This is a genomic window from Parvibaculum sp., from assembly GCF_049672805.1.
Classification (GTDB): domain Bacteria; phylum Pseudomonadota; class Alphaproteobacteria; order Parvibaculales; family Parvibaculaceae; genus Parvibaculum.
The window spans coordinates 1-7,031 of sequence record NZ_JBATWS010000347.1 but is presented as its reverse complement, the minus strand read 5'-3'; the positions used below and the strand labels follow the sequence as shown (position 1 = coordinate 7,031).

At 60.4% G+C, this 7,031-nt stretch carries 8 protein-coding genes; 4 read left to right on the top strand and 4 right to left on the bottom strand.

What is annotated here, in order from left to right; all coding sequences use genetic code 11:
- Positions 1-296, bottom strand: a 296-nt coding sequence (locus WBF74_RS10975; RefSeq protein ID WP_424439503.1) for a hypothetical protein, incomplete at its 3' end; no start/stop codon positions are given.
- Positions 293-1,189, bottom strand: coding sequence for a class I SAM-dependent methyltransferase (locus WBF74_RS10970; protein ID WP_424439500.1), 897 nt, complete (start codon positions 1,187-1,189; stop codon positions 293-295). The genes WBF74_RS10970 and WBF74_RS10975, both read right to left, overlap by 4 nt.
- 226 nt (positions 1,190-1,415) lie before the next feature.
- On the opposite strand from WBF74_RS10970, the gene pseI reads away from it, so the two are divergent.
- Positions 1,416-2,459: a pseudaminic acid synthase gene (gene pseI / locus WBF74_RS10965; protein WP_424439509.1), complete on the top strand. Its 1,044-nt coding sequence runs from the start codon at positions 1,416-1,418 to the stop codon at positions 2,457-2,459.
- Positions 2,460-2,593: 134 nt separating this feature from the next.
- Positions 2,594-4,159, top strand: coding sequence for an undecaprenyl-phosphate galactose phosphotransferase WbaP (gene wbaP / locus WBF74_RS10960; RefSeq protein ID WP_424439497.1), 1,566 nt, complete (start codon positions 2,594-2,596; stop codon positions 4,157-4,159).
- 3 nt (positions 4,160-4,162) lie between these two features.
- Here the strand turns inward: wbaP and WBF74_RS10955 are convergent, their stop codons facing one another.
- The gene (locus tag WBF74_RS10955) at positions 4,163-4,453 is read right to left on the bottom strand and encodes a hypothetical protein (protein ID WP_424439494.1); all 291 of its coding nucleotides are present in this window, start codon (positions 4,451-4,453) and stop codon (positions 4,163-4,165) included.
- Between the two features lie 170 nt (positions 4,454-4,623).
- Between WBF74_RS10955 and WBF74_RS10950 the strand changes: the two genes are divergently transcribed.
- Positions 4,624-5,487, top strand: a complete 864-nt coding sequence (locus WBF74_RS10950) for a metal-dependent hydrolase (RefSeq protein ID WP_424439491.1) — start codon at positions 4,624-4,626, stop codon at positions 5,485-5,487.
- 33 nt (positions 5,488-5,520) lie between these two features.
- Here WBF74_RS10950 and WBF74_RS10945 read toward each other — a convergent pair whose 3' ends face one another.
- The gene (locus WBF74_RS10945) at positions 5,521-6,111 is read right to left on the bottom strand and encodes a bactofilin family protein (protein WP_424439488.1); all 591 of its coding nucleotides are present in this window, start codon (positions 6,109-6,111) and stop codon (positions 5,521-5,523) included.
- 261 nt (positions 6,112-6,372) lie between these two features.
- On the opposite strand from WBF74_RS10945, the gene rfbC reads away from it, so the two are divergent.
- Positions 6,373-6,945 (top strand): dTDP-4-dehydrorhamnose 3,5-epimerase, encoded by a 573-nt coding sequence (gene rfbC / locus WBF74_RS10940; protein ID WP_424439506.1) that lies wholly within the window; start codon positions 6,373-6,375, stop codon positions 6,943-6,945.
- The last annotated feature ends 86 nt before the right edge of the window (positions 6,946-7,031 follow it).

The window sequence follows — 7,031 nt, the reverse complement described above, 5'->3', positions numbered from 1 at the left end:
CGGCGATTATAGTTGAAGGGTTCATAGAGGCCGCGCAGCACGGAGAAGAGCGCCATGTTCTGTCCCCAGCGCACCCCGAACTCCATGACAACACCATGCACAGGCACGATCATCTCATAGAGCTTCTGCATGAAGAGGATGCGCGACAGCGTCTGCCGCGTGAGATAGAGGCCGAGATTGTCGAGCAACTCGCCATCGGGAATGGCAGCACTGCGCAGCCGCGCCGCAAGCTGATGCTTGTTGTCCTTTTCCGCTGCCGTGGAGCCGCCAAGCGTATGGATCTTCGGTGCCGTCATGAGTCCCCCCGTGGCTCAGGCGTCATAAAGCAGGTGAGCGAGCGGCCAAGGCCGACCCGCGCCAATGCGGCGTAGAACTCGTTTGCGGCAGCATGGCCCTGCTTGCCGAGGAAGAGCTCCATCGCAATCCGCGCGCGATGCGCTGCCGGGCCTTTCGTGGAATCCTCCACATAGTTCGACCCTTCATGGAGAGGGAAGAAGTCGATCGGAAAGTCGCTGACCATCTCGCGGCAGGCCCAACCGGTTTCCGCCGCCACGCGTTGCAGGCTTTCACCATCGAAATAGGCGAGATGATCCGGCAGCGCGATCCAGAAGCGGCGGGAAATGAACTTCTCCTCCAGCAACATCTCCTGATAGGCGCTGCCATCATTCGGCACAGTGACGATGAGGACGCCGTCCTGTTTCACCAGCCCGCGCAGTCGCGCAAACAGGCCGAGCGGATCGCGGACATGCTCAAGCACATGGGTAAGCCAGACAGCATCATAGTGCTGCCCTTCACTTACCTTTTCATCGAGCAGCGCGAAGAGGTCGCCGGTACGCATATGGGGCAAAAGGTCGGGATGCATGGCTTCGATCCCGGCCGAGCTATGGTCCAGCCCTTCAACCTGCCAGCCGTGCCGTTTGAACCAGGCGAGGGCGAAGCCTTCTCCGCAACCAACATCCAGAAATGATCCCGACCCTGCACCGCCGCGCAGCCGGTCGAGCAGGAAGGCCTTTTGCGCGATCTTGAGATCGAAATAGTCGCGCTCTGCCTGCGGATAGGTCTTGCGATAATTGCCCTGCCCCGTCTGGTAGTAGCGCTCGGCATAATAGGCGCGCAGCTCATCCGCCGATGGCATCAATGCGGCTTGCAGAAAGCCGGTCTCGTGGCGCTTCAGTCGGCCATCGTCCATGCGAACGATCCTTCCTCCCGGGTGCAGGCGCTGGGCGCGTGATTTCCCCCAAAACTCTCTTACTTCCTTACCGCCCAAATGGGAAAAACATGGTTAAGATTTTATGGCGCGGGATCGGCAAGGGCGACCCGGCATCGAATTGGTAAGGATTAGCAAACTATGATGCCCGAAATGCGCTGCCGGAACGGCTCCGGCAGTGGCGGCTTTTCAGGCGGGCTTTGAGGCCATGTTCATCGACAGGATAGAAGTGGGTGCGGGCCACCGGCCCTTTGTCATTGCGGAAATGTCCGGCAATCACAACCAGTCGCTCGACCGGGCGCTCGCCCTTGTGGATGCGGCGGCGGATGCAGGCGCCCATGCGCTGAAGCTGCAAACCTATACCGCCGACACGATGACGCTGGATCTTTCGACGGACGGTTTCTTCATCGACGACCCGGAAAGCCTTTGGCAGGGCCAGTCGCTTCATGCGCTTTATCAGAAAGCCTATACGCCCTGGGAGTGGCACGAGCCGATCTTCGAGCGCGCAAAGGCGCGGGGAATGGTCGCCTTCAGTTCGCCTTTCGATGAAACGGCGGTGGACTTCCTCGAAGGACTTGGCGCACCCTGCTACAAGATCGCCTCTTTCGAGGTGACAGACCTGCCGCTCATCCGCAAGGCCGCCGCGACGGGAAAGCCGCTCATCATTTCGACCGGCATGGCAACGGTGGTGGAAATCGGCGAGGCCGTGGAAGCTGCGCGCAGCGCAGGCTGCCGCGATCTCATGCTGCTGAAATGCACCAGCACCTATCCCGCAACGCCCGAGAACACGAATATTCTGACCATCCCCCATATGCGGGATCTCTTCGGCTGCGAAATCGGTATCTCCGACCACACAATGGGGATCGGCGTCTCCGTGGCGGCCGTGGCGCTTGGCGCAAGCGTGATCGAAAAACACTTCACGCTGGCGCGGGCCGATGGCGGTGTGGACGCGACATTCTCGCTCGAGCCTCACGAACTTGCCGCTCTTGTGGTCGAATCCGAACGCGCCTTCCAGTCGCTCGGCGAGGTACGCTACGGCTCCATCGATGCGGAGCGCACATCGCTCTCCCATCGCCGCTCGCTCTATATCGGCGAGGATATGAAGGCGGGCGACATTCTCACGGAAAAGAACCTCCGCCGCATCCGTCCCGGCCTCGGGCTTGCACCGAAATTCTACGACGAACTGCTCGGCCGCCGCGTCAATCGCGACCTTGCGAAGGGAACGCCGGTGAGCTGGGACATTATCGGTTAATGCCTCCGTCCGGCGGCACTGTTTTTCGATAACTCTCCTTTAACCACAACGACATAGCCCGAAACGGGACGCTGCGAACTGGCGCGCAACTTGCGCTCTCACGAACTGACTGTCGCAATCGGATACAGCCAGGCGTGAATACAGTGAGCACGATCGAGAAACATCTGACGGCCTTCGGCGAAGCAACCCCCGTTGCTCTCCCCTCCCTCGAAGGCGTTGCAATTCCCCGCCGCCGCGAAAAGACGAAGGGCACCCGCCTGACGCCGCTCGCCGACCGCTTCATGTTGCTGGTTGGCGATTTCGCCGCATTGGCGCTGGCGCAGATCATCGCGGCCTCCATCGCTTTCGGCGTGAATGTGCGGATTTTCAACACGGAATTCGCCGCTTTCGCACCTGACGAGCTGATTGGCCGCCTCATCACGGTTGGCTTCCTCATTCTGCTCCCGATCCTCTGGTGGGGTGCAAAGGGCCATTACTCAAAGCGCACGCCCTTCTGGACGGAAGCCAAGGAAATCGTGAAGGCGGTTGCCCTTGTCGCGCTGGTTGATGGCTTTGTGCAGTATGTGACGAAAGATTATTTCTCCCGTCTCTGGATGATCCAGGCCTGGCTCTGGGCGCTTCTGCTGCTGCCAATGGCCCGTATCGGGATGAGACATGTCCTGAAGCGGTACGGCAGCTGGACCGCGCCCGTACTGCTGATCGGCGCAAAAGAACACACGGATGAAGCCGCTCAGGTTCTCGAGGATGAACCCTATCTCGGCTATGAAGTGGCCGGCGCGCTCGACCTTGCCGACCTCACCTCCGACGAAAATGCCTCGAATCCGGCAAGCCTGCTCTATCAGGCGGGCGGCCAGCTCTCCGCCGCCCTTCGCCTTGCCTGCGAGCGGTATGGCGCGCGCTTCGTGGTCCTTGCACCCTCGCCCGAAGAAATGGGCCACCTCGACAATATCCTGCGCGCCCTGCACCGCGCCCGCATCGCCTTCTCCATCGTACCGCCTGTGAAGGGCATTGGCGTGATGGCGCTTGAGACGGGTAACTTCTTCAGCCACGACCTCGTGATGCTGACGCTGGCCGACAATCTCAATCGGCCCATGTCGCGCATCGTGAAGCGCAGCTTCGACCTTGTGGTCGCAAGCCTTGCCCTGGTGATGCTCGCCCCCTTCTTCTGGGCCGTCTCCGCGCTTATCCGTCTCGATGGCGGCCCGGCCTTTTATAGTCATCGCCGCGTGGGCGAAAAGGGCCGTGAGTTCATGTGCCGGAAGTTCCGCACTATGCATGTGGAAAGCGATGCGATCCTGAAGTCGCTTCTGGAGACCAACCCGCAGGCCGCCGCCGAATGGGCCCGCGACCAGAAGCTGCGCAACGATCCCCGCGTAACGCCGATTGGCGCCTTCCTCCGCAAGACGAGCCTTGATGAACTGCCGCAGCTCATCAATGTGATCCGTGGCGAAATGAGCCTTGTCGGCCCGCGCCCCGTGACCTATTCGGAAGTGCTGCGCTATGGCGAAGACGCAGAATATTACCTCTCTGCAAAGCCCGGCATCACCGGCCTCTGGCAGGTGAGCGGGCGCAATGAGACGACCTATATGCGCCGCGTGCAGCTTGATGCCTGGTATGTGAAGAACTGGTCGCTCTGGCAGGACATTGCGATCCTCTTCAAGACCGTCCCGGCCGTGCTGCTCCGTCGGGGTGCCTGCTAAAGCTCAGGCTTCCTCGCCCGATCCCTGCGATGCGCCGCGTGCCCTAGCGCGGCGCCTACGCTTTTTCTCCTCCCGGGCCTGCCAGCGGCGACCGATCCGCACGATCGTCACCCGCCGCCAGCGCCGCCCGCGCGGATTGTCCAGCGTCAGAATGGTAAGCCCCACCGGAATGGCGACCACGCCGCCCGGCGGCCCCGGAATGAGCCCGACAAGGATGAGCACGATGCCGGTGCTGATCCGGCCGACCCGGCTTTTCGGCACGGGAATCCGGTATTTGCCAACCTTGATTCTCATCGAAACCGGCCTGATCCCCCTTTTTTCTCGCCCGAGCGCGGCCATTCGCCATGGGAGAAACGCTGACAAACTTCTTTTCCGGCGGCTAAACTGTTTAAATCTGGCACAATCCGTTTGATGACAGCCGCGCATCGGAAGACCGTGCACGAGAAGAACCGGAAGGAGGGCCCATGTCCACCCCCCGCAGCGAAACGCCGAGCCTGAGCCGCAGCGAAATTCCCTTCGCCGCGCGCAACCGCCACTTCAAGGCCGGGCAGGAGAAATATTGGTACAATGGCGACCCTGCCGTCTCGGCCTATTTCAACGCGCTCTCCGCGCTTTTTCCGGCAGGCGAAACCTTCTTCTGCGATTCCGTGCGCGCGCTCCGGGACCGGGTCGATGATCCGAAGCTTCTGGCTGAAGTGAAAGAATTTCTCGCGCAGGAAGCCATCCATTCGCGCGAACATCACATCTACAACAAGCGCATCACCGAGCAGGGCTATCCGATGGACAAGCTCGAACGGCGGTCAGAGCAGATGCAGGCGATGGGTCGCCTCCTGCCGAAGAAGCTGCAGCTTGGCCTCACCATTGCGCTGGAGCATTACACGGCCATCATCTCCGATTGCCTGCTCGATGTGCGCGGGCATTTCGCCGCGCATGTCACGCCAACAGATTATGAATTCTGGATCTGGCATTGCGTCGAGGAGACAGAGCACAAATCAGTTGCCTACGATCTGTTGAGGGCCGTCACCTCGCCGCTCGGCTTCTATTTCATTCGCGTCTTTTCGCTTTTCGCGACCACACTGAGCTTCAACGCGATCCTGATGTGGCATATCTGGACCTTGCTTAAGGTGGACGGACTGCAATGGAATGCACGGGCCTGGGGCCGCATCCTCCATTATCAATGGGTCTTTCCCGGCGCATGGCGCGTTTGCTTCCCGGCTTGGCTTGCCTGGCTCAAGCCCGGCTTCCATCCGTGGCAGGACGATAATCGCGAGCATGTCGCGACATGGAAAGCCGAGAACGGCGAGACCGAAAACGCCAGCGCGGCCTGAGGCTAAAGTTCAATCACCCGACAGCGCGTCCCGTCAAAGGATCAGCGACGTGATCCCTATCGCGCCGAGGGCGAGGAACATGCCATAGGCGACGGGAACGAACTTGCGGAACCTCCGCCTGTTCCAGAACCGCTGCACCGTCTTGTGCGGAAGGATGGCGGCAAGAGCCGACAGACCTTCCTCTTCCCCGTCCTCATCATCGAGAATGCGCACCTGCGCCGCAATCATGGCACCGCGATGGGTGACGAGCCGAGCGCATTTGATTTCGCCCGATATCCGGCTCGACGAGCGCAGAATGACCTCGCCCGCGCATTCCAGCATGCCGTCGAATGTGCCCGCGATTTCCGCGCGCAACACGGAAGCCTGACCCTCGACCCGGCCCGTTGCGCCAATGGAAAGCTGCGTTGCCCGCAGATCGGCATTGACGGCTGCTCCATCCACAAACATCGCGCCCTGCGTCTCGAAGGAACCTTCGAGCACGCTGTTCTCACCGATGGTGATGTCCTCATTCCCGGCGCGCAGCAATCGCACCGGCATATCGCCGCGGCGCGGCTGAACATTGTCCTGCCTCACGCCCGGCTGATCGGCAGGAGCCGATGCCCTGACTGTTTCGCTGAGTGCCACGTTTCATCTCCTGTTCGCGTTTGTCCCGTACGCCGAGCCGGAATCATCCGACCAGCCACGCGACAAGACTGCGCCTATGTCGCTGTGAAATCCTTTCCAAAAACAGGAGATAAATCCGGTCCGGCGAGAACCGCGCGGCGAGCCGCACCAATATGGAGGGAAGCTACCGAGACAGAGCGAGCCTCATGCAGCTTGGGCGGGTTCCATCAATTTGCTATGACCTTGGTGGATCGTATTTTTGAGGGTTTCGGGGTAGGATCGATGGTGCTTGTTCAGCCAACCGACATTTCGGGCGTTCTCGTCATTTTACCCAAGCGGCATGGCGACAGGCGGGGCTATTTTTCGGAAACTTATAACCGGCAATCGCTCGCAGAAGCCGGGATCCATTTCGATTTTGTACAGGACAATGAGTCCCTTTCAGCCGAAGCGGGGACGATCCGGGGGCTTCATTTCCAGGGCCCTCCCTTTGAGCAAACCAAGCTTGTCCGGGTTTTGTCAGGCGCGATATTCGATGTGGCCGTTGATCTGCGCCGGGGGTCACCCACTTATGGCGCCCATATAGGGGTTCACCTCACCGCTGAGGAGGGCAACCAGCTGCTGATCCCTGCCGGGTTTGCGCATGGGTTTTGTACGCTTGAGCCCGATACGCGCGTCTTTTACAAGGTTGATAAGCATTATTCGGCGGCCCATGATGCAGGACTGATCTGGAACGATCCTGAAATCGGCATCAAATGGCCGATCCCCGGCCAGCAAGCGATTTTGTCGGAGAAGGACAGCCAGTTGCCGGGGTTTGCGACCTTCGAAAGCCCTTTTATCTTTGATAGCCACGGATAAGGCCGGGGTTGGGGGGAGTTCATGCGTGTGTTGGTGACGGGTGGAGCGGGCTTTATCGGGTCAGCGCTCATCCGGCTGATCATTGC